Origin of the sequence: Aeromonas sp. QDB68 (genome assembly GCF_027707405.1) — a bacterium.
GTDB classification, from domain to species: domain Bacteria; phylum Pseudomonadota; class Gammaproteobacteria; order Enterobacterales; family Aeromonadaceae; genus Aeromonas; species Aeromonas caviae.
The window spans coordinates 14,819-36,647 of record NZ_JAPCIQ010000012.1; the positions used below are offsets into that span (position 1 = coordinate 14,819).

Below are 21,829 nucleotides of genomic sequence, written 5' to 3' on the forward strand. Positions count from 1 at the left end.
CTCCTGAAAATTCCGGGTGCTATCTCGTTGCGGTCAGCAGATCAACGGGCCGGCATGGCCAGATTGAGCGCCTTGACCTCGTTGGCCTCGTCGTGGGAAAGCTCGCCGGCGATCTCCCCCTCCCGCATGACCAGGATCCGATCCGCGATGCCCAGCACCTCCGGCAGCTCGCTCGAGACCACCACCACGGCGATGCCCACCTTGGCCAGATCGTAAATCACGTTGTAAATCTCGTTCTTCGCCCCGACGTCGATGCCCCGGGTCGGCTCGTCGAGCAGGATCACTTTCATGTCTTCCGACAGCCAGCGTCCCAGAATGGCCTTCTGCTGGTTGCCGCCGGAGAGGTTCATGATGGCCTGCTGGGGAGACGGGGTCTTGACCCGCATGTCGCGGATCCGCAGCCTCGCGTTCTCGTCCTCCCACTTCTGGTTGATCCAGAAGCCTCCCCACGCGTGGTGGCGGCGGGCGCTGATGTTGATGTTCTCCTGCACTGAATGGATGGGGATGATGCCGAGCGCCTTCCTGTCTTCGGTGCAGAGCATGATGCCGCTGCGAATAGCATCGATGGGGCTCTGAATGACCACCTGTTTGCCAAACACCGATATCTCGCCCCCTCGAGGTGTCTCGGCGCCGAAGATAAGCTTCATCAGCTCGCTGCGCCCGGCCCCCACCAGCCCGAAGATGCCGAGGATCTCCCCTCTCTTTACCTCGAGCGACACCGGCGCCTTGAGGCCGGGTCCCATCAGGTGTTCCACCTTGAGGCCCGCCTCGCCAAGCGGCCTTGGGCTGTAACCATAGATGTCGGTCAGCTCGCGCCCCACCATGGTCTTCACCAGCAGATCCCGGTCCACCTCGGCCATGGAGGCGAAGGTGCGCACGAACTGGCCATCCTTGAACACCGTGATGGCATCGCACAGGGCGAAGATCTCATCCATGCGGTGGGAGACGTAGAGAATGACCTTGCCCTCGTCCCGCAACTGGCGGATGACCCGAAACAGCTGCTCAATCTCGCGGGACGACAGGCTGCTGGTCGGCTCGTCGAAGGCGATGACGCTGGCGTCCCGGGTCAGGGCCTTGGCGATCTCCACCATCTGCCACTGACCCAGGGACAGGTACTTGAGCGGCGTCTCGGGGGAGACGTCCATCCCGAGGCGCGCCAGCTGCCTGGCTGCATCCTGATAGAGCTTCTCCCGATCGATGACGCCGCGCCGGGTCGGCAACTGCCCCAGGTAGATGTTCTCCGCCACGCTCATTTCAGGGACCAGGTGCAGCTCCTGATAGATGATGGCAATCCCGCTCTCAAGGGCATCGACCGTGTTTTGGAACACTTTCTCCTGACCCGCCAGCTTCACCACCCCGCGGGTGGGCGCCTGAAAACCGCTCAGGATCTTGAGCAGGGTGGACTTGCCGGCCCCGTTCTCTCCCATCAGCGCGTGTACCGTGCCCTGCTGGCAGGCGAAGGAGACGTTCTGCAGCGCCTTGACGCCGGGAAACTCCTTGCTGATGCCGCAAAACTCCAGATATGGAACTTGATTCATGAGATGACTCCAGCCAGCCGGCACGGCGCACTCCGCCATGCCGGCATGGGTATCAAGGGATGGGGATCACAGCCCTTTCTTTTGCAGCTCGGCCTTGAAGTTGTCGCGGGTGATGAGCACCACGTCGGTCACCTCGGTGAACTTGGCAGGCTCGGCGCCGTTGACGACCCAGTCATGGAGCATCTGGATGCTCTTGTAGCCGTGTACGTCCGGGCTGGGCAGCAGGGAGCCGAGGAAGCCGGTGGCGCTGGACTTGGAGAGCTCGTTCACCGCATCCACCCCGTTGATGCCGATGCCGATGACGCTCTCCGCCTTGAAGCCCTGCCCTTCGGTGGCGCGCACGCCGCCGAGCACGGTGTTGTCATTCATGCCGACGATGAGCCAGTTCTTGACCTCGGGGTGTTGCACCAGCATGGAGTTGGCGGCATCCAGCGCCCCCGGGATGTCGTTGCTCTTGGTGGGCGCGCGGAAGATCTGGCCCTCGGGGAAACCGGCGGCCTTGAGCGCGCCCAGGGAGCCCTCGACCCGGCGACGGGCGGTGTCGAGCTCGTCGGCGGTGATGGCGAGCACCCCGGTCGCCTTTACGTCCCACTGGCGCTTTTGCATCTCCTTGTAGAGCTCCTGCCCCTGACGCTCGCCAATCTTGGTGGCGGCCATCATCACCAGCGGCACCTGCTCCATGGGCTGGCCCTTGGCGTTGACGAACTGGTCATCCACCGTGATGACCTTCAGATCCATGCTGTTGGCCTTCGCCATGATGGCGGCACCGAGTTTGGGATCCGGGGTACAGATGACGAAACCCTTGGCGCCATTCGCCGCCAGACTGTCGATGGCATTGAGGGTCTTCTCCCCGTCGGGGACGGCTATCTTGATCACCTCGAAGCCCAGATCCTTGCCCGCCTTGTCGGCGAAGTTCCACTCGGTCTGGAACCAGGGCTCCTCGGGCTGCTTGACCAGGTAGCCCAGCTTCAGCGCTTCGGCCGAGAAAGCAGAATTTGCCATACCAAGGGCGAACCCCATCGCGATCATGCCTTTAACGATTTTGTTCATGCGAATGTCTCCAACGGTTCTATCAATCCATGTATCCACGCAGTGCTGCTCGTTGAGTCAATCAAGTCGCAGCCATATAAAAACATGCTTAAACAGGACGTTATTGTTGTTGCTGGTTGAGCGAACCAAGTTGTAATCGTTTTCACAATTAAAAATGGAGAGCAGGATCACGCCATGAGATTGCAGCCATTTCGTCTATATAATTAGCAATTTCGTCACATATTGAATTTTAGAGAGCCGTCACCCTGTCGCACTGACAGCGTTAAAATCCATATTTCCAGCAGCCAATGGCTAACCGCCCCTCCTGCCCATCTCCTATGGTTCCCCCCAGTCACCCCTCATTGATGGTCAGGAGCACTTATGTCTGAGCACATCGTCATCGGACTCGATTTCGGCAGCGACTCGGTCAGGGCACTCGCCGTGCGCTGCCAGGACGGCGCCGAGCTGGCGACCCATGTCGTCTATTACCCGCGCTGGCAGGCAGGCCACTACTGCCAGCCGGTCAACAACCAGTTCCGCCACCACCCCCTCGACTATCTGGAGTCCATGGAGCAGGCAGTGGTGGCGGTGGTGAGCCAGCTCACGCCGAGTCAGCGCACCGCCGTGCGCGGCATCGGGGTGGACAGCACAGGCTCGACGCCGGCCCCCATCGATGCAGAAGGGCGTGTGCTGGCCCTGCGTCCGGAGTTTGCCGACAACCCCAACGCCATGTTCGTGCTGTGGAAGGATCACACCGCCATCGAGGAGGCCGAGGCCATCACCGCCCTGTGCCACGGCGGCCAGTTCCCCGACTACAGCCGCTACATCGGCGGCATTTACTCCTCCGAGTGGTTCTGGGCCAAGATCCTGCACGTCTCCCGCGCCGATGCCGCCGTGCGCGCCGCCGCCTGCAACTGGGTCGAGCTGTGTGACTGGGTCCCCGCCGTCCTGAGCGGCACCCAGGCCCCGGCCACCCTCAAGCGCGGGCGCTGTGCCGCCGGCCACAAGTCCCTCTGGCACCCGAGCTGGGGCGGCCTGCCCCCCGCCGACTTCCTCAATGCCCTGGATCCCCTGCTGACGGAGGATCTCGACTTCCCCCTCTTTACCGGCAGCTGGACCGCCGATCTCCCGGTCGGCACTCTGACCCCGGAGTGGGCGGAGCGGCTGCACCTCTCCTGCGAGGTGGTGATCGCCGGCGGCGCCTTTGACTGCCACATGGGGGCGGTGGGAGCCGGGGCCGGCAACAATGCGCTGGTGAAGGTGATAGGCACCTCCACCTGCGACATCCTGATCGCAGATGAGGCCACCATCGGTGATCGGGCCATTGCCGGGATCTGCGGCCAGGTAGACGGCAGCGTGGTGCCGGGCATGGTGGGGCTGGAGGCAGGACAGTCCGCGTTCGGTGACATCTATGCCTGGTATCAGCGCCAGCTCGGCTGGCCCCTGGACAGCCTCGCCGCCCAGTATCCGGAGCTTCGCACCGCCATCGAGCGCCACAAGCAGGCCCTGTTACCCAGCCTCGCCGCCGCCTGGGATCAGCAGCGCGACCTGGCGCACCTGCCGGTGGTGCTCGACTGGTTCAACGGCCGGCGCACCCCCTATGCCAACCAGCGCCTGCAGGGCACCCTCACGGGGATCAACCTCGGCACCGATGCCCCCGATCTTTTCGGCGCCCTGGTGGCCTCCACCGCCTTCGGTGCCCGCAGCATCATGGAGTGCATGACCAGTCAGCAGGTGCCGGTGGAGCAGGTGATCGCCCTTGGCGGCATCGCCCGCAAGTCCACCACCGTGATGCAGACCTGCGCCGACGTGATGAACAGGCCTATCCAGGTGGTGGCCTCGGATCAGTGCTGCGCCCTGGGGGCGGCCATTTTTGCCGCCGTGGCGGCCGGGATCCATCCCGATGTGGCCAAGGCCCAGCACCACATGGCAAGCGCCGTGGAGCGCACCCACCAGCCACACCCCGAGCGGGTCGCCGAATACGAGCGCCTCTACCAGCGCTACCTCGCCTGGGGCGCCGCCGCCGAACCCCTCTACAACCGGGGGGTACCGGCATGAACCTCAAGACCCTCAAGGAGCAGGTGCTCGCCGCCAATCTGGATCTGCCGCGCCATGGCCTGGTGACCTTCACCTGGGGCAACGTGAGCGGCATCGACCGAGAGCGCAATCTGGTGGTGATAAAGCCAAGCGGCGTCAGCTATGAGCGGATGCGGGTCGAGGACATGGTGGTGCTGGATCTGGCGGGCAAGCAGGTGGAGGGGGACCTTCGCCCCTCCTCCGACACCGCCACCCACCTGGTGCTCTATCGCGCCTATCCGGAGCTTGGCGGCGTGGTGCACACCCACTCCACCCATGCCACCGCCTGGGCCCAGGCGGGGCGCCCCATCCCCATTTTCGGCACCACACAGGCCGACTACTTCCACGGCGAGATCCCCTGCTCCCGCCTGCTCACCCCGGGTGAAGTGGAGGAGGATTACGAGGGGCTGACCGGTCATCTCATCGTCGAAACCCTCAAGCAGACCCCCATCCTCACCATGCCGGGGGTGCTGGTGGCCAACCACGGCCCCTTCAGCTGGGGCAAGAGCGCCGAGGACGCAGTGCACAACGCCGTGGTGCTGGAAGAGGTGGCCCGCATGGCCTGGCTCACCGGCCAGATCAACCCGGGGGCCCGCCCCCTGCCCGATTACCTGCTGGAGAAGCACTACCAGCGCAAGCATGGCAAACACGCCTATTACGGCCAGACAAAAGCCTAAAAGAGGACAAACTCATGGAATTGATGAAACAGCTGGAAGTGTGGTTCCTGGTCGGCAGCCAGCACCTGTATGGCGCAACCACATTGAAGCAGGTGGCCGATCACGCCCACACCATCGCCAGCCAGCTCAACGAGGGGGCGAACCTGCCCCTCAAGATAGTGCTCAAACCCACCGGTACCACCCTGGATGAAATCAGCGCAGTGGCCCGCGATGCCAACCACGACCAGCGCTGCGCCGGGCTCATGGTGTGGATGCACACCTTCTCCCCCGCCAAGATGTGGATCCCGGCGCTGAGCCAGTTGCAAAAGCCCCTGTTGCAGTTCCACACCCAGTTCAACCGGGATCTCCCCTGGAGCGAGATCGACATGGACTTCATGAACCTGAACCAGACCGCCCACGGCGGACGCGAGTTCGGCTTCATGGGGGCCCGCCTGCGGCTGCCCCGCACCGTGGTGGTGGGTCACTGGCAGGATGAAGAGGCAAGACAGAAGATTGGCAACTGGATGCGCATCGCCGCCGCCATCCACGACAGCCGCCACCTCAAAATCGCCCGTTTTGGCGACAACATGCGCAACGTGGCGGTCACCGAGGGCGACAAGATTGAGGCCCAGATCCAGTTCGGCTATCAGGTGAACTACCACCCGGTCGGCGATCTGGTCAAGGTGATCGATGCCGTGCCCGAGAGCGACATCGAGGCGCTGCTGGCCGAGTATGAGGCGACCTACACCCTGACCGAGGCGGTGCAGGCGGGTGGGGGGCTTCGTGCCTCCCTGTATGAGGCGGCGCGCCAGGAGCTGGGGATGAAGAAGTTCCTCACCGACGGCGGCTTTGGCGCTTTCACCACCACCTTTGAAGATCTCTATGGTCTGCACCAGCTGCCGGGCCTCGCCTGCCAGCGCCTGATGGAGCAAGGCTTCGGTTTTGGGGCAGAAGGGGACTGGAAGACCGCGGCCCTCTTGCGCACCCTGAAAGTGATGGGATATGGCCTTGCGGGGGGCGCCTCCTTCATGGAGGACTACACCTACCATCTGGAAGCGGGCAACAACCTGGTGCTGGGGGCCCACATGCTGGAAGTCTGCCCCTCCATCGCCGCAGGCAAACCCGTGCTGGACGCCCAGCATTTAGGCATAGGCAAGAAGGCCGATCCGGCCCGCCTGCTGTTCGCGGCCCCGGCGGGCAAGGCGGTCAACGCCAGCCTCATCGATCTCGGCAACCGCTTCCGCCTGGTGGTCAATCAGCTGGAAGTGGTGGACCTGCCAGAGGCCATGCCGAAACTCCCGGTGGCCAGCGCCCTGTGGAAACCCCTGCCGGACCTGCAGACCAGCGCCGAGGCCTGGATCCTGGCGGGCGCCGCCCACCACTCGGTGTTCACCCAGGCGGTGGACATCGAGCAGCTGCGCACCTTCGCCGACATCATGGGTATCGAGTTTGTGGTCATCGACGAGCACACCCGCATCCCCGCGCTCAAGGAGCAACTGCGCTGGAACGAGGTCTACTACAAGATCTGCCAATGACCCTTTAATCGGCCAGCGGCCATCACCATGACAACAGCCCCGCCCGCGGGGCTGTTTCATTTCGCGTCCCCTCAGGGATGACCCTCCCCCTCCAGCAGCCAGTGACAGACTCGCTGCACCCCGTGGCGCTGGCTGTCGGGCCGGGCGATCAGGGCGTATTCGTGATCCGTCTCCAGCACGGGGGTGAAGGGAGCGACCAGGGCGCCGCTCTCCAGCTCCTCGGCCACTATGGTGGGATCCCCGAGAGAGAGGCCAAACCCCTGCAAGGCGGCATTCATCGCCAAGTCCAGGGTATCGAACAGCTGCCCCCCCTGGGGCTGCCAGGGGATGTCGAGGAAGGCGGCAAACCAGTTGCGCCAGTCCCGCCTATCGGCGCTGGCATGGATGAGAGGCAGCAGGGGCAGCTCGTTCAGGTCGCGCTCGAACAGACGATGCTTGGCAGCAAACGCCGGGGCGCAGACCGGGGTCAGCCGTTCCCGAAACAGGGGCTGACTGTGGGGATAGCGCCCCAGGCAGGGCTGGTAGACGATGGCGAGATCGAAGGGCTCCCGGGAGAAGTCGATGCCATGGCTGTGGCTGCCACGCACCTCCACCGCCTCCCCCTCGAACGCCTGCAACCGCCGCAGCAGCCAGCGGCTGGCGCAGGAGGGCACCTTGATGCTGATGGCCTGTTCGTGGGGCAGGGTCTGCAAGGCGCTGAGCCCCTCCCCCATGCGGGCCAGCCCTTCACGAACGAAAGGCAGCAGCCGCTCGGCGGCGGGGGTCAAGGTGAGACAACGGGTGCCGCGCACGAACAGCAGGTGGCCCAGGCGCGCCTCCAGCTGGGCGATCTGCTTGCTCACCGCCCCCTGGCTCACGCACAGCTCGTCGGCAGCCAGGGTAAAACTCAGGTGGCGGGCAGAACACTCGAAGACCTGCAGGCCATAGAGAGGCAACTGAGTACGCGGCTGGGTAGACAACATGACAAGCCTCCATGCTTGAGAAAAACTCATGCGTACCATGCCGAATAATCCGTTGTCCGGCAAGCCTTGGGGGGGCTAAAAAGGGACCTCTTTCACACACGCAGGTGACGGCCCCATGTCCATCCCCCAGGTTTCCAGCAAACTGCCCCAGGTGGGCACCACCATCTTCACCGTGATCGGGGATCTGGCCGCCCGCCACCCCAGCATCAACCTCTCCCAGGGGGCGCCGAGCTTCCCCTGCGATCCCGAGCTCATCCGGGTGACCCACGAGGCCATGCTGGCCGGTGAAAACCAGTACGCCCCCATGACGGGGCTGCCTGCCCTGCGCGAACAACTGGTGGCCAAGATAGCAGCCAGCTACGGCCATCACTATGACGCGGGCGACGAGATCACCATCACCGCCAGCGCCAGCGAAGCCCTGTTCTGCGCCATCACCGCCCTGGTTCACCCCGGCGACGAGGTGATCATGTTCGAGCCGGCCTTCGACAGCTACCGCCCCATGATCCAGTTGCAGGGAGCCACCCCTGTGGTGATCGCCCTCAAGGCGCCGGATTTCGCCATCCCCTGGGACGAGGTGGCCGCCCGCATCACCCCCCGCACCCGCATGATAGTGCTCAACACCCCCCACAACCCCACCGGCACCGTCTGGCAGGCAGGGGATCAGGAGCGCCTCGCCCGCCTGGTGCGCGGCACCGACATTCTGATCCTCTCGGACGAGGTGTACGAGCACGTGGTGTTCGACGGCGCCCTGCACCAGAGCGTCATCCGCTATCCGGAGCTGGTGGAGCGCTCCGTCGCCGTCTTCTCCTTCGGCAAGACCTTCCACGTCACCGGCTGGCGGGTGGGCTACTGCGTGGCTCCCCGTCCCCTGATGGAGGAGATCCGCAAGGTGCACCAGTTCGCCATGTTCGCCGCCGACACCCCCATGCAGTACGGCTTCGCCCACCTGTTGCAGCAACCGGCCCACTATCAGGGGCTGGCAGCCTTCTATCAGCGCAAGCGCGACCTGCTCGCCTCGGCCCTGGCGGATTCGCGCCTGACCCTGCTCCCCTCGGCGGGCAGCTTCTTCATGCTGGCGAGCTACGAGCGGGTAAGCGACGAGCCGGACAGCCTGTTCGTGCAGCGGCTCATCCGCGATCACGGGGTCGCCACCATTCCGGTCTCCGCCTTCTATCACGACGGCACGGATCAGCGGGTCATCCGCCTCTCCTTCTCCAAGGATGACGACACCCTGCTGGCGGGCGCCGAGCGCCTGTGCGCCGTCTAGGGGGCACCATGGATTCATTGCGCGTTGCCGTCCTCCAGATGGTCTCCGGGGATGACCTTGACCACAACCTGACCCAGGCCGAGGCGCTGCTGCGTCAGGCCGCGGCCGAGGGGGCAGAACTGGCCCTGCTGCCCGAATATTTCTACCTGATGCCGGTTGATGAGCGGGCGCGGGTGGCCCTGGCCGCCCCCGCTGGCGATCACCCCCTGCTGGCCTGGGTACAGAGGCTGGCCCGGGAGCTCGGCGTCTGGATCCTGGCCGGCACATTGCCGCTTGCCAGCCACGAGCCCGGCAAGATGCACAACAGCAGCCTGCTCATCGACCCGCAAGGGCAGCTCGCAAGCCGCTACGACAAGCTGCACCTGTTTGGCTTTTGCACCGGGCAGGAGCAGTATGACGAGGCCGCGACCATGACCCCGGGCCGGGAGGTGGTGAGCCATCCCCTGCCCTGGGGCGTGCTGCGCCTCGGGATCTGCTACGACCTGCGCTTCCCGGAGCTGTTTCGCCTGGGGCCCACCCCCGATTTCATCGCCCTGCCCGCGGCCTTCACCCACACCACCGGGCTCGCGCACTGGGCGCTGCTGCTGCGGGCCCGGGCGGTGGAAAACCTGGCCTTCGTGTTTGCCAGTGCCCAGGGGGGGCACCACCCCGGTGGGCGGCGCACCTTCGGCCACAGCATGATCATCGATCCCTGGGGCCGGATACTGGCCCAGGTAGAGGAGGGTCAAGGCATGGCCATCGCCACCCTGGATCTGGCAGCACAGCGCACGGTGCGCAGCCAGTTGCCGGCCCTCACCCATCGCAAGATAGCCGTCGGCCCTTGAGGCCGGCACCCTTTAGCACGCTAGGAATGACACCACACTTCAAGGGACTGACCATGAAACTCAACACCGCAATGATGCTGATGGCCCTGGCCACCGCCGGCCAGGCCGCCGCCAAACCCCTGGTGATCGCCACCGATGCCACCTATCCCCCCTTCGAGATGGTCGACAGCAACGGCCAGCTCGGCGGCTTCGAGGTCGATCTCGCCTATGCCCTGTGCGCGGCCATGAAGACCGAGTGCGAGGTGATCAACCAGCCCTGGGATGCCCTGCTGCCCGGCCTGCAGGTGCGCAAGTACGACGCCATCATGTCCTCCATGAACATCACCGACGAGCGGCGCCAGAAAGTGGACTTCAGCCAGGTCTACTACATGATGCAGAACCGCTTCGTGGGGCGCAGCGACAAGGCAGCCGACTTTGCAGACGATCCGGCCCACTTCAAGGGCAAGGTGATAGCAGTGCAGGAGGGCACTCCCCAGGACAACTTCATCACCGCCCGCTACGGTGAGGTGGCCAAGATCAAGCGCTACGTCAATGCCCAGTCCCCCATGCTGGATCTGCAGTCCGGCCGCGCCGACTACACCTTCGGCAACATGGTGCAGTTGAAGGTGGGCTTCCTCGACAAGGAGATGGGCAAGCAGTTCGCCTTCGTCGGTCCCCAGTTCAACGGCACCCAGGACAAGATCCTGGGAGAAGGGGTGGCGGTGGCCCTTCGCAAGCACGATGACAAGCTCAAGGCCCGCTTCGATGCCGCCATCGAGAGTGTCAAGGCCGACGGCACCTTCAACACCCTGCTCAAGAAGTACCAGCTCGAAGATCTGCTTTGATCCCGGCATGCCGGCCCCCTGGACAGTTGCAAGGGGCCACGGCAACAGGGCGGCCATTGGCCGCCCTGTGTCGTTTTCCCAGCCTCTCGCCGTTATTGGGCCAGGCCCAGGTGCCCGGCAATCTCCTGATACAGGGTCTGGTAGTTGTCGTCGAAGTGGTGGGAGCCCGGCAGGGTCACCGTCGTCACGTTCGGCTGCTGCAAGCGCGGACAGAGTTTGACCGGGGAGTCATCCTCCGCGCCCTGCACGCAGAGCAGCGGCAGAGTCTGAATGCGTGTCACCTCCGGCAGGGTGGGATAGCGGCCTCCCTTGTCGTGCACCACCATGTCGCTGACGTGGATCTCGAAATCCGACGCCGTCGAGGGGGAGAGCATCACGGCCCCCGCCAGGCTGTCACGATAGGCTGGCGGCAGACGATTGATGACGAAGGGCACTATCTCGGCACCAAAGGAGAAACCCACCAGCAACCAGCGCTGGCGCCCCCAACGGGACTGGTACTCGGTGAGGATGCGCACCAGATCCGCCGTCGCCTGCTCCGGCGTCTTCTTCTTCCAGTAATAGGAGAGCGAGCTCCAACCCACCACCGGCATGCCGTGGGCCTGCAACTGGGCGCTGAGCCCCTTGTCCAACGCCGCCCAGCCGCCATCCCCGCTCATGAAGACCACCATGGGGGCAGACGAGGCTTGCACTACCGGCAACTCCACCAGCCCCAGATCCGCGCCGACCCGCCCCGGCTGGGCGGCCACTGCCGGCAAGGTGAACGAAGAGACGAAACAGCAAATCAACAGCAACAACATGGCTCTCATGGGCCAACTCCTATTTCTTCATGAGCCCGAAGGGGCCGCGACTGATGAGGGAGACGAGGTGGGTCAAGGTGCGGGGCAGCACCAGATGACCGGTACAGAGCAGGTAGCGGGGCTCCCACCTTGGGCCGAACTTCTCCTTGTAACGCCGCAATCCCTGGAAGTTGTAGAAACGGCTGCCCCGGGTGAACAGGGTGTTGCCAAGGCGGGCCCAGTAACCGCCGAGGGGGTTGTCGTTGAAGCCTGACATGGGGGCCATCCCCAGGTTGAAGCTGGCATACCCCTCCTGCTTGCCCCACAGCAGGAGCTCGACAAACAGGAAATCCATGACCGGCGCCGCCCCCGTGTCCAGGCTGTAGCGCATCAGATCGATGGAGAGGCTCTCCTTGTTGTCGCTGGTCCAGAGGTTGGCAAACCCGACGATCTGCCCCTCCCGCCGCACCAGCGCCATCGGGTTGAGGGTGAGGTAGGCGGGATCGAAACTGCCCACGGAGAAGCCCTTCTCCCTGCCCTGCTTGCTGTGCAGCCAGCTGTCGGAGATCCCCTTCAACTCGGGCAGCAGGGGGGCAATCTCACCGGGGGCCACCACCTCGAAGCGCAGCCCTTCCCGCTTGCCCTTGGCGTGGCTCTGGCGCAGGTTGCGCAGGCGACTGCCGGCAAGTTCGAAGCTCGGCAGATCCACGATGGCCTCCTCCCCCAGCTTGAAGGGGATGAGCCCGAGATCCAGATAGACAGGCAGATATCGGGCCGACACCTGGTAGAAGACCGGGCTGACGTCGTGCTCGTCACAGCGCTCGCGAAACTGCCAGAGCAGCTCCTCCACCAGGGAGGGCTGGCCGACGGGATCCCCCATCACTATCCAGCTGCTGCCCTCGGCCCCGTACATGAGGAAGGCCTCGCCGCTTGGGTGGAACAGCAGGGACTTGTCCCCGAGCTGGGCCAGGTAGCCGTGGCCTCCCCCTGCCCGCATCACCAGCCCATGGGCACGGGAGAGCGCCTCGGCATCCGGCTTGCAGGCGGCGAGGCGCAAGGGCGCCAGCAGATGGGCCACCCCGACCACCGCCAGCACGCCGATGACGCTCCCCATGGCGCGCAGGGCACGGGAGGCGGCCCCGGGCCCGTGGGCCGAGACGTGCAGCCAGAGGGAGGGGTCGTACTCCACATGGCGGTAGGAGAAGAGCAGCAACCACAAGGCCCCCAGCAGCACGGCCCCCACCGACATCAGCCAGGAAGGGGTAAACCGGGCGTGAAGCAGGGAACCCTTGCGATAAAAGAGGGGGCGGCAGGGGGTGATGATGAGCAAGAAGCCCCCGAGCAGCAGGGCCGACTCCCAGTCAAACCCTTTGAACAGGGAGAACAGCATGCCAAGCCCCAGCAGCCACTGGGTGATCCTGAATGCCCCGTCATGACGGCGGTAGAGGCTGTGGGCCAGCAACAGCAGCAACACGCCGCTGACGCTGCCGAGCACATGGGAGAGCTCCAGCAGGTGCAGGGGCAACACCTGCAGGAAGGCTTCGATGCGCCCCTTCATGGTCGGGATCATCCCGGAGCAGAGCAGCAGGGTGCCCGCCGCGAAGGTCCCCATGCTCACCAGGGCGGGCACAAACTCCCGGGTCGCCATCATCACCCCCTGCAACCGGTGCAGGCGGGCCCGCTGTTGCAGCAGCTCCTGACCTGCGAACAGCAGCAGGGCACAGAGGAAGGGCAGGAAGTAGTAGGCGCAGCGGTAGATAAGCAGGGAGGCGAGCAGCTTGTCCACCGGCAGATAGTGGGTGAGCAGCAGGCTCATGCTCGCCTCGAAGACCCCGATGCCCCCCGGCACATGGGCCAGCACCCCGAGCAGGCTGGAGAGCACGAAGGCACTGAGCAGCACCGGATAGGGCACGCTGCCCGATGACAGCAGCACATAGAGCACGGCGGCGGCGGCCATCCAGTCGAGCAGGGCGATGAGCAGTTGCAGCAGGCGGTATCTGATGCGCGGCAGGAACAGCGGGTGCCCGCGCCAGACCAGGGCTGTCCCCGGCCACACCAGATACGCCAGCACCGTCAGCAGGGCCAGGCCCCCCGCCAGTTGCAACAACCCGGTCGCCCAGCGGGGCCAGTCCACCAGCAGGGCCGCCCCCTGCCCCAGCAGCAGGGCACTGCCTCCCCAGCCCAGCAGACCGAGGAAGAAGGTGATGGAGCAAAAGAGGATCACCCTGGCCACCTCCCCGGTGCCAAGCCCCAGGGAGGAGTAGAGCCGGTAGCGTACCGAGGAGCCGGTGAGCAGCGCAAAGCCCAGGGTGTTGGAGAAGGTGTAGGCGATGAAGGAGGTCATCCCCACCTGCTGCCAGGGCAATCGCTTGTCCAGCACCTTCAGGGCCAGCAGATCGTAGCAGCAGAGGCAGCCATAGCTGAGCAGGGTGAGCAGCAGGGCGCCCCCCAACTGCGGCAAGGGTTGTGACCAGATGGCCTGGCGGATGTCGTGCCAGTGCCACAGGTGGGTCAAATGATAGAGGACGGTCAAGGCCGTCCCCAGCAGCAGCAGGCTGCACAGGGGGCCTATCCAGATCAACAGCTGACGCCGCATTCAAGATTCCTGTCAAAAAGCGTGGAGAAAGAGAGGCTCCGAAAACGGGCGGACAAGGCGCCCTCCCGGAGTGACTCCCCCACAGGCGGCGCGTGACGCCGCACGTTCACGGGGGCAATCCTATGATTTACCAGGCCCTGCCCGCTCGCCACTTTTCTTCTGTAACCTTATGTACAGGCAGACAAAACATCCCCGTCCGGGATAGAGGCAGGAGACGCCATGACACCCTCCCCCCTGATAAGACGCTTCCCCCAAAACACCCTGGGGCGCGATCTGGCCGTCGGCGATATCCACGGCCACTTCGCTCTGTTGCAGCAGGCCCTCGACACCCTGGATTTTGATCCCGCCCGGGACCGTCTCTTCTCCGTGGGGGATCTGACGGATCGCGGGCCCGAGTGCAGCGAGGTGATCCACTGGTTGGCCAGGCCATGGTTTCACCCGGTCTGCGGCAATCACGACGACTACGTCTGCCGTTACAAGAGTTGCGATCGGGAGAACTGGGTCCGAAACGGCGGCGGCTGGTTTCAGCAGCTGACCCCTGCCGAGCAGGCGGCGTTCGCCGTCTACTACCGCAGCCTGCCCCTGGCCATCGAGGTGGCCACCCCGGCCGGTCCGGTCGGGCTGCTTCACGCCGATTGCCCCTTCTCCTCCTGGCAGGGGCTGCTGGACCAACTCGATGCCGGGGTGAGCGGCGGACGGCCTCGGGCCATCAAGAACGTCTGCCTCTGGTCAAGGCGTCGTATCGAACGGCTGGACGAGGACGGGGTCGCGGATCTCGCCGCCCTGGTGGTGGGCCACACTCCGGTGAGGGTGCCGGTGCGCCTTGGCAACGTCCACTACATCGACACCGGCGGCTGGTATCCCGAGGAGGGCGGCTACTTCACCCTGCTGGACCTCAATACCCTGACCCCTCACTTTCCCCTGCCCTGAGCCGGACCGATGGGATGACCAGGCTCACGGACAACGCCCACTGCCCATTAAAGCGCCAGGCGAACGCCCCGGACTTCGCTCTGCCAGCGCGATGGTTTACCATGCAGGCAATTGCGGTGCATGGCACCCCCACCCAGGCGCCAGGCGCCGCCGTCATCGGATACTCCTTTCGAGCAACATGAGCACATCAGCGCACCCGGCCAGCGGGCCCACGTTCTACTTCCACGACTACGAGACCTTCGGCATCAGTCCGGCCAAAGACAGGCCGTCGCAGTTTGCGGGCATTCGCACCGACGGGGATTTCAACGTCATCGGCGAGCCGCTGGTGATTTACTGCAAGCCGCCGGCGGATTACCTGCCGGAGCCGGAAGCCTGCCTCATCACCGGCATCACGCCGCAAAAGGCGATGAAGGACGGACTGTGCGAGGCGGACTTCATCCGCCAGATCCACGAGCAGTTCGCCACACCGGGCACCTGCGTGCTCGGCTACAACAGCATCCGCTTCGATGACGAGGTGACCCGCTACACCCTCTATCGCAACTTCTATGACCCCTATGCCTACGCCTGGCAGAACGGCAACTCCCGCTGGGACATCCTCGACATGCTGCGGGCCTGCTACGCCCTGCGCCCGCAGGGGATAGAGTGGGCGTTTGACGAAGAGGGCAAGCCGAGCTTCAGGCTGGAGAAGCTCACCGTGGCCAATGGCGTGGCCCACGCCAACGCCCACGATGCGCTCTCGGATGTGCTGGCCACCATCGAGATGGCCAGGCTGGTGAAAAAAGCCCAGCCCAAGCTCTTCGAGTACCTCTTTGATCTTCGCAACAAGAACAAGGTAAAGGCCCTCATCGACGTGGTGACCATGAAACCCCTGGTGCACGTCTCCGGCATGTTCTCCCCCTGGCAGGGGTGTGCGAGCTGGGTGTCGCCGCTCGCCTGGCACCCCAGCAACCAGAACGCGGTGATCATGGTGGATCTGACCCGTGACCCGACTCCGCTTATCGAGCTCTCCTGCGAGGAGATCCGCGAGCGCCTCTACACCAAAAAAGAGGAGCTGGGGGATCTGGCTGGCATTCCGGTCAAACTGGTGCACATCAACAAGTGCCCGGTGCTGGCCCCGGCCGCCACCCTGACGCCGGAGCGGGCGGACGAACTGGGCATCAATCGGGCTCAGTGCCGCAAGAGCCTGGATCTGCTGCGGGCCCACCCCGAGGTGCGGGAAAAACTGGTGGAGGTGTTCAACCAGGAGTTTGCCGGCAGCACCGACGGCGACCCCGACACCCAGCTCTACGCCGGCTTCTTCGGCCACGGCGACAAGTCCACCATGGATCTGGTGCGCGCCACTCCGGCGGATCTGTTGGGGGAGCGGGAGTTTGCCTTCACGGATCCCCGTCTGCCCGAGATGCTGTTCCGTTACCGCGCCCGCAACTGGCCCCACACCTTGAGCGAAGCGGAGCAGAAGCGCTGGCGCCTGCACTGCAGCGACTACTTCAGCCGCCGCCTGCCGGATTATGTGCCGCGCCTGGAAGCCCTGGCGGAACAGAACCAGGGGAACGAACGGAACTTTGCGATTCTAAAGAGTCTCTATCACTACCTTGAAAATCTGTGAGATGTGAGCCGTTTCACAGTTAAAAACCGATGCGTTTCCCCGGCTCGCGACATAATGGGCAGGGAGCCCAAGCTCCTGATAGTGTGAATATTTAGATGCGCTGACGGCATGGATGCCGTGCTTTCGACTGTTGGGGAACTCTCGTTTTATGCGTTCAGCTCTGCCTGCTTTGACACTCGTCACCTGTGCCCTGCTGCCCCAGGCCGCCCTCGCTGGCGCCCGGTTCGAGGTGCCAGACTACCTCCTGCGCCTGCCGGAGCAGACCTACCGGCTCATCGAGCGCAATTTCAGCACCCTCTACCAGCAGACCGACTTCACCCCGCAAATCACCAACAGCTATTTCAACCACTCGGATCTCTACCGCTTCGCCGGCATTCCCCTGGCCATCACGCCGCAAAACGGCTTCCAGATGGAGGTGTTCGGCCAGCTCTACAACAAGTCGTCCCAGATCTATGCCCAGATGAGCCAGGATCTCTCCCTCTATCGCACCCTGCGGGTGGACATGATGGGGGATCAGAGCGACGAGATCGCCATCGGCATGGGGCTCGGCATCCCCCTGACAACCCGCCTCACCGTCAAGGCACTCGCCTCCAGCAACGAGATCCCGGGCTATGGCTCCGCCAATTACGCCATCGGGATGGAGTGGCACTTCTAGAGACCATTTCGCCATGTAAAAAAGGCTCCCGAGGGAGCCTTTTTGCAGTGCAACGCCATCAGGGGTAGCGGATCACCGCCCCCTGCCCCCCTTGCAGCACCAGGGTGCTCCCCAGGGGCGTCTCGTCCCAGAAGTCCGTGCCCCCCGGCGTCAACGGGAACTCGCAGGCGTGCTCCCCCCAGTTGAACAGGCAGAGCAGCTCGCCGCCCCCGTGCAGCGCCACCCGCCCGCGCTCGAATGTCATCCCCTCGAAGCGGGCCGCCGGGGTACGCGCGGCGCACAGGGCGAGCAATTTGCCAAGGCGCGCCCCTTGCGCCTCGTCCAGATCCTGCAATCTGTCCCCCGCCAGCACCATGCCACCGCTCGCCACCAGGGCGGCCAGGTGGAAGTCGTACTCGGCGCGGCTCCCGTGCTGGCCCGGGATATCCCGCAGGCAGACGCAGTCGGGGTCCAGCACCCAGAGCCGCTCGTGCTGCCAGGCGCGGCAGAAGGCTTCTCGCGCTATCTGGCGAAAACGGGGGCCCTGGCGCTCCACGTCATCGCTCACCCGCATGCCGTGCACCAGGCCGAGGCTCGGCCACAGCGGCGCATTGCAGCCGAGCAGGAAGGACCCCTCCCCGGCGCCGCGCAGGATGGCGGCCATGCCGCGCCGATAGGCCTCCACCCTAGTGGCGGCGGGGTCGTGGAAGCGACCACCGTGGATGGCCCCCCAGAAGTTGGCATCGAGCTTGAAGTAGTGAATGCCCCACTGGGTACGCAGGGTGCGAAATACCTGCTCCAGGTGCGTCTGCACCTCGGGGTGGGTGCCATCCAGCACGTACCAGGGGGTGCAGCGCCAGCCCCCGTAGGTGACCCGCTCCGAGGGGAGCGGCAGGCCATCCTCCCCTTTCACGAACCAGTCAGGGTGCTGCTGGAACACCCGGGAGCCGGGCTCGGCGATAAAGGGGGCGACCCAGAGCGCCGGCTCGCAACCGGCGGCGCGGATCTCCCCTGCCAGGGCCGCCACCCCCTCCTCGAACTTGGCGGAAGGGGTGAGCCAGTCTCCCATCCTGGCCTGATAGCCATCGTCTATCTGCACGTAGCGCAGGGCCGGGAAACGCTCGGCCCGCACCGCCAGGTTCTCGCGAATGTCCGCCGCGCTCACGTTCGCGTAGTAGTGATACCAGGAGCACCAGCCGCTCGGGCGCGTGGGCACCTCCCCCACCAGGGAGCCGTGCTCGGCGGCGATATGCTGCGCCAGCGTCGCGAGCAGGGCCTCCCTGTCCGACCCCTCCAGGCAGATCAGCGCCTCGCTCTGCCAGTGCGCACCCGGCGCCAGGGTGCGCCCTTCGGTGTTCATCACGATCTCGAGGCGCCCGTCGGGATGGAGGCGAAACTCCCCGCCAAAGCGCTGGCAGCTCGCAAAGGCCAGCAGCAGCCAGCCCCCCTCCTGCGCCACCAGAAGCAGGTTGTGCACCGTGTGGTAGCCATGGTCGGCGGTGATGCGATAGACAGACGCATCGGGGCAGCGGCCCAGGTGCTCGGGGGCATTCCAGCGCCCCCCGGTCTGGGCCAGCATCTGGAACCCCTCTCCGTAGATGGCCGCGTCGGGCGCAAGTCCGAGATCCCCCTCAAACAGCCGCCAGTGGTGGACGGCCTCGGACTGCTTCCCGGTGTTGTCGAGCCTCACCCGGCAAAGCGGCCCCTCCCACTGGCGGGTTTGCAGCAGGGTGTCAGGGAAGGCGGGATCGGCGGGCAGTTGGCGCAACCGGGCCAGGAGAGAGGGGGTCGACATGGGAACTCCTTCTTGTGAATGGGGTTGAAGCCGGGCCATTGTATCCCCTGCGGGCCAGTTGACCCTGTTCCCTCCCCCCCGTGCCTGTTAAACTGCGACCTTGCTCACACTTGCCAAGATGAGGCCCCCGTGCTGCTGCAACGCACCCTGCGCTACCTTCGTGATTTTCTGGTCATCATCGCCTGTCTGCTGGCAGGCAAGGCCGTGGCGGCCATCCTGCCCTTCGCCTTCCCCGGCAGCATCATCGGCATGCTGCTGCTGTTCGTGCTGCTCTCCTTGCAGCTCGTCCGCTTCTCCTGGGTCGAGCTGGGGGGCGGCCTGCTGCTGCGCCACATGGGGGTGCTATTCGTGCCGGTGGCGGTGGGCCTGGTGGCCTGGCTCGAGCCCCTGCGCCAATCCTTCGGTCTCATCATGCTCTGCGTCGTGCTCGGCATCGTGCTCATCCTGGGCGCGGTCGGCCACCTCTATCAAAGGATGAACAAGCCATGATCCTCTGGTTCGCCCTGCCCCTCACCCTGGCCCTCTATTTCATGACCCGGGCCCTCTACCGCCACCTGCCCTGGCCCGTCATCAATCCGGTGCTGATCCCCACCGCCGTCATCATCGGCCTGCTGCTCTGGCTCGATCTGCCTCTGGATCAGTACCAGCAGGGGGCTTCGCCCCTGACCGCCCTGCTGGAACCCGCCGTGGTAGCCCTGGCCCTGCCGCTTTACCAGCAGGCGCGCCAGATCCGCGACAAGCTCACACCCATCCTGGCCTGCACCCTCACCGCGGTGCTCATCTCGGTCTGCACCACCCTGGGGGTCGGCCACCTGATGGGGGCGGATCCGGCGCTGCTCGCCTCCATCGCCACCAAGTCCATCACCACGCCGCTCGCCATGAGCGTCAGCCAGTCCCTCGGCGGCATTCCCGCCATCGCCGCCGCCGTGGTGGTGGTGGTGGGGATCCTGGGGGCCCTGGCGGGCTACCCCCTGCTCAAGCTGATGCGGGTCACCGACCCCGAGGCCCAGGGGCTCGCCATGGGAGCCTGCGCCCACGCCATCGGCACCGCCGCCTCCGCCGAGCAGGGGGTGACCCAGGGCGCCTTCTCGTCGCTGGCCATGGTGGTGTGCGGTGTGCTGACCGCGGCCATCGCCCCCCTGCTGTTCACCCTCTACCACTGGCTGACCTGATCCCCGTTGCCATGGCCGCCCCTGCGGCCATGGCCTCTGTGCCCTTTCACCGTTTCCATCCGATACCCTCGCCTCCCTGATGCCGGGAGCTGGCGCACAGATTGCGAAAGACAAACGTTTCCTTTACCATCCCCGCCCCTTTGCCCATCAAGGCGTGAGCGCGCTCACACAATTCGACGCGCTTGCTCCCTACAATGGCCCCCCAATTGGCCTTTGAGGACACAGTATGCATCCCCGCTTTGCCAAGCCATTCGAGACCCTTTCCGCCCCGCTCCAGGCCGCCCTGCTGCCCATGCTGGGGGACGATTTCCAGGCCCGTTTCACCCCGGACCAGGTCGCGACCCTGAAAGCCGCCACCGGGCTGGATGACAGGGCCCTGCGTCTGGCCTTGCTGCCGCTGGCGGCCGCCTGCTCGGTGGCCCCCATCTCCAGGTTCTTCGTCGGCGCCATCGCCTGCGGCCTGAGCGGCACCTGGTACTTTGGCGCCAACATGGAGTTCGCGGGCCAGGGGCTGTTCCACTCGGTCCACGCCGAGCAGTCCGCCATCTCCAACGCCTGGCTGGGTGGCGAGACCGGGATCTCCGAGATCACCGTGAACTACACCCCTTGCGGCCACTGCCGCCAGTTCATGAACGAGCTGAGCACCGCCAAGACCCTGAAGGTCTCCCTGCCGGACGATCTCAGCGAGCTGCAATCCTTCCTGCCCCACTCCTTCGGCCCCGCCGATCTCGAGATCACCGATGCCCTGATGAGCCCCCAGGCCCATGACGAGCTGGTGCTCGAGAGCGACGACCCCCTGTGGCAGGCTGCGCTCGCCGCCGCCCGCCAGAGCTATGCCCCCTACAGCCAGGGCTATGCCGCGGTGGCGCTGCAGTTCGAGGACGGGCGCATCTTCTGCGGCCGCTATGCCGAGAACGCCGCCTTCAACCCGAGCCTGCCGCCGATGCAGATGGCCTGCGCCCACGCTGTGCTGGGTGGCGAGGATCTCGCCACCGTGCGCCGCGCCGTGCTGCTGGAGAGCAAGGATGGCCAGATCAGTCAGCGGGATTCGGCCCAGTCCACCCTGAAGGCCCTGGGCTCGGTCGAGCTTGAGTACAAAGCCGTCTGACCCCGGCATCCACCAACGGGAAGGGGAGCTGCGGCTCCCCTTCTTGCTCTCTGCGGCTCTCATCCTGCCCCTCACCCCCTTTCTCTGCGCCTCTGGCGCCGTGCATCAGATGCCCCCCTGCCCCATGTGAGGGCGGTCTCCCTCCGATGACCTTATTGGCAGACCTCCTCTGCGGCAGCGGGAAGCGTCGGTGAAGGGGTCAATGCCCTGCCCTCGCCTCTTGCGGCCCCCGTGTGTGACCCCAAGATTCATTTGCCAAGCCACTGGGATCCCGCCTTTCCATGGATTTTGCAAATGCCTTTCCCTGCCTGTTCCCTCGCCGCGGGGCGGCATGGCGGCAGCAGGAAACGTCGGTGAAGGGGTCAATGCCCCGCCCCCGCCCCTTGCGGCCCCCGTGTGTGACCCCAAGATGCATTCGCCCAGCCACTGGGATCACCCCTCTCCATGGATTTTGCAAATACCTTTCCCTGCCGTTCCCTCGACGCGGGGCGGTATGGCGGC

Annotated in this window: 18 protein-coding genes; 12 read left to right on the forward strand and 6 right to left on the reverse strand. The window is 65.1% G+C overall.

The window, feature by feature from the left end; translation table 11 throughout:
* Positions 1–41: 41 nt before the first annotated feature.
* Together araG and PG892_RS06145 are read right to left on the reverse strand one after the other, a co-directional pair.
* Complete coding sequence (gene araG / locus PG892_RS06140; RefSeq protein WP_010674476.1) at positions 42–1,538, reverse strand: L-arabinose ABC transporter ATP-binding protein AraG; 1,497 nt, start codon at positions 1,536–1,538, stop codon at positions 42–44.
* A gap of 66 nt (positions 1,539–1,604) precedes the next feature.
* Positions 1,605–2,588, reverse strand: a complete 984-nt coding sequence (locus PG892_RS06145) for an arabinose ABC transporter substrate-binding protein (protein ID WP_041215304.1) — start codon at positions 2,586–2,588, stop codon at positions 1,605–1,607.
* 360 nt (positions 2,589–2,948) lie between these two features.
* Here PG892_RS06145 and PG892_RS06150 point away from each other — a divergent pair, with 360 nt between their 5' ends.
* Genes PG892_RS06150 through araA form a run of 3 tightly spaced genes read left to right on the forward strand, consistent with a single transcriptional unit; the run spans position 2,949 to position 6,834 of the window.
* Positions 2,949–4,625: a ribulokinase gene (locus PG892_RS06150; protein WP_270825232.1), complete on the forward strand. Its 1,677-nt coding sequence runs from the start codon at positions 2,949–2,951 to the stop codon at positions 4,623–4,625.
* On the forward strand, positions 4,622–5,320 hold the full coding sequence (locus tag PG892_RS06155) for an L-ribulose-5-phosphate 4-epimerase (RefSeq protein ID WP_039040096.1): 699 nt from the start codon (positions 4,622–4,624) through the stop codon (positions 5,318–5,320). The genes PG892_RS06150 and PG892_RS06155 overlap by 4 nt, the downstream gene beginning before the upstream one ends.
* A gap of 14 nt (positions 5,321–5,334) precedes the next feature.
* A complete protein-coding gene (gene araA / locus PG892_RS06160; protein ID WP_167826327.1) occupies positions 5,335–6,834 on the forward strand; it encodes an L-arabinose isomerase in 1,500 nt (499 codons plus the stop codon).
* 71 nt (positions 6,835–6,905) lie between these two features.
* Here the strand turns inward: araA and PG892_RS06165 are convergent, their stop codons facing one another.
* Positions 6,906–7,796, reverse strand: a complete 891-nt coding sequence (locus PG892_RS06165) for a LysR family transcriptional regulator (protein WP_139739397.1) — start codon at positions 7,794–7,796, stop codon at positions 6,906–6,908.
* Between the two features lie 115 nt (positions 7,797–7,911).
* On the opposite strand from PG892_RS06165, the gene PG892_RS06170 reads away from it, so the two are divergent.
* The 3 genes from PG892_RS06170 to PG892_RS06180 are packed head-to-tail and all read left to right on the forward strand — an operon-like array spanning position 7,912 to position 10,711.
* The gene (locus tag PG892_RS06170) at positions 7,912–9,063 is read left to right on the forward strand and encodes a methionine aminotransferase (protein ID WP_270825233.1); all 1,152 of its coding nucleotides are present in this window, start codon (positions 7,912–7,914) and stop codon (positions 9,061–9,063) included.
* Between the two features lie 8 nt (positions 9,064–9,071).
* Positions 9,072–9,887 (forward strand): carbon-nitrogen hydrolase family protein, encoded by an 816-nt coding sequence (locus PG892_RS06175; RefSeq protein WP_270825235.1) that lies wholly within the window; start codon positions 9,072–9,074, stop codon positions 9,885–9,887.
* A gap of 53 nt (positions 9,888–9,940) precedes the next feature.
* Positions 9,941–10,711: an ABC transporter substrate-binding protein gene (locus tag PG892_RS06180; RefSeq protein ID WP_198497936.1), complete on the forward strand. Its 771-nt coding sequence runs from the start codon at positions 9,941–9,943 to the stop codon at positions 10,709–10,711.
* A gap of 92 nt (positions 10,712–10,803) precedes the next feature.
* Here PG892_RS06180 and PG892_RS06185 read toward each other — a convergent pair whose 3' ends face one another.
* Both PG892_RS06185 and mprF read right to left on the reverse strand, forming a co-directional pair.
* On the reverse strand, positions 10,804–11,517 hold the full coding sequence (locus PG892_RS06185) for an AcvB/VirJ family lysyl-phosphatidylglycerol hydrolase (protein WP_198497937.1): 714 nt from the start codon (positions 11,515–11,517) through the stop codon (positions 10,804–10,806).
* A gap of 10 nt (positions 11,518–11,527) precedes the next feature.
* Positions 11,528–14,083 carry a bifunctional lysylphosphatidylglycerol flippase/synthetase MprF gene (gene mprF / locus PG892_RS06190; RefSeq protein WP_198497938.1) on the reverse strand — a complete coding sequence of 852 codons (2,556 nt, stop codon included), beginning with the start codon at positions 14,081–14,083 and terminating at the stop codon, positions 11,528–11,530.
* Between the two features lie 219 nt (positions 14,084–14,302).
* On the opposite strand from mprF, the gene PG892_RS06195 reads away from it, so the two are divergent.
* From PG892_RS06195 to PG892_RS06205, 3 genes are all read left to right on the forward strand, one after another.
* Positions 14,303–15,013, forward strand: coding sequence for a metallophosphoesterase (locus PG892_RS06195; protein WP_198497939.1), 711 nt, complete (start codon positions 14,303–14,305; stop codon positions 15,011–15,013).
* A gap of 178 nt (positions 15,014–15,191) precedes the next feature.
* A complete protein-coding gene (sbcB, locus tag PG892_RS06200; RefSeq protein ID WP_223915800.1) occupies positions 15,192–16,619 on the forward strand; it encodes an exodeoxyribonuclease I in 1,428 nt (475 codons plus the stop codon).
* A gap of 148 nt (positions 16,620–16,767) precedes the next feature.
* A complete protein-coding gene (locus PG892_RS06205; RefSeq protein ID WP_128274340.1) occupies positions 16,768–17,274 on the forward strand; it encodes a hypothetical protein in 507 nt (168 codons plus the stop codon).
* A 58-nt stretch (positions 17,275–17,332) separates the two neighbouring features.
* On the opposite strand, the gene PG892_RS06210 is transcribed toward PG892_RS06205, so the two are convergent.
* Positions 17,333–19,048, reverse strand: a complete 1,716-nt coding sequence (locus tag PG892_RS06210) for a glycoside hydrolase family 36 protein (RefSeq protein ID WP_270825238.1) — start codon at positions 19,046–19,048, stop codon at positions 17,333–17,335.
* Positions 19,049–19,177: 129 nt separating this feature from the next.
* Between PG892_RS06210 and PG892_RS06215 the strand changes: the two genes are divergently transcribed.
* From PG892_RS06215 to cdd, 3 genes are all read left to right on the forward strand, one after another.
* Positions 19,178–19,537: a CidA/LrgA family protein gene (locus PG892_RS06215; RefSeq protein WP_223915795.1), complete on the forward strand. Its 360-nt coding sequence runs from the start codon at positions 19,178–19,180 to the stop codon at positions 19,535–19,537.
* Positions 19,534–20,220, forward strand: a complete 687-nt coding sequence (locus PG892_RS06220) for an LrgB family protein (protein ID WP_223915793.1) — start codon at positions 19,534–19,536, stop codon at positions 20,218–20,220. The genes PG892_RS06215 and PG892_RS06220 overlap by 4 nt, the downstream gene beginning before the upstream one ends.
* Positions 20,221–20,446: 226 nt before the next feature.
* Complete coding sequence (cdd, locus tag PG892_RS06225; protein ID WP_010674459.1) at positions 20,447–21,328, forward strand: cytidine deaminase; 882 nt, start codon at positions 20,447–20,449, stop codon at positions 21,326–21,328.
* Positions 21,329–21,829 lie beyond the last annotated feature (501 nt).